At 57.6% G+C, this 670-nt stretch carries 2 protein-coding genes; both read left to right on the plus strand.

Annotated features, from left to right (window positions below; translation table 11 throughout):
- Positions 1 to 433, plus strand: a 433-nt coding sequence (locus tag ACR0C6_RS21850; protein WP_480621262.1) for an aldehyde dehydrogenase family protein, incomplete at its 5' end; no start/stop codon positions are given.
- On the plus strand, positions 433 to 670 hold a 238-nt coding region (locus ACR0C6_RS21855), incomplete at its 3' end, for an NAD(P)-binding protein (protein ID WP_480621264.1). The genes ACR0C6_RS21850 and ACR0C6_RS21855, both read left to right, overlap by 1 nt.

A 670-nucleotide genomic window follows, 5' to 3' on the forward strand; every position in this document is an offset into this window, starting at 1 on the left:
GGAAGAGGGCGCGACCCTGCTGATCGGGGGCGGAACGCCCGAAATCTCGGGCGGGCAATATATCGACCCGGTGGTATTCACTGATGTGACCAACGACATGGCCATAGCGCGCGAAGAGATTTTCGGCCCGGTTCTGGTTGTGATCCCGTTTGATACGATTGACGAAGCGATCTCGATTGCCAACGATACTGAATACGGTCTGGCGGCAAGTGTTTGGACCAAGAATATCGACAAGGCGCTGACCATCTCTCGCCGCGTTCAGGCCGGACGGTTCTGGGTCAACACAACTTTGGCTGGGGGGCCTGAACTGCCGATTGGCGGGTTCAAAGCATCTGGTTGGGGCCGCGAGGCCGGGATGCACGGCGTCGAGGAATACACGCAGATCAAGTCGATCCATGTCGAGATCGGCAAGCGGTCGCATTGGGTAGAGTAATGGCAAACGGATTTGACTATATCATCGTTGGTGGCGGATCAGCGGGCTGTGTTTTGGCCAATCGCCTGACCGAAGACGGCGCCGTCAGGGTGTTACTGCTTGAGGCGGGCGGAAAAGACAATCACCCGTTGATCCACATGCCTGTGGGCTTTGCCAAGATGACGGACGGGCCGCATACGTGGGGTTTTAACACCGTCCCGCAAGTCAACGCCAATAACCGCGAGATCCCCTATGCTC

The sequence above is a fragment of the Ruegeria sp. AL12 genome (genome assembly GCF_056540885.1).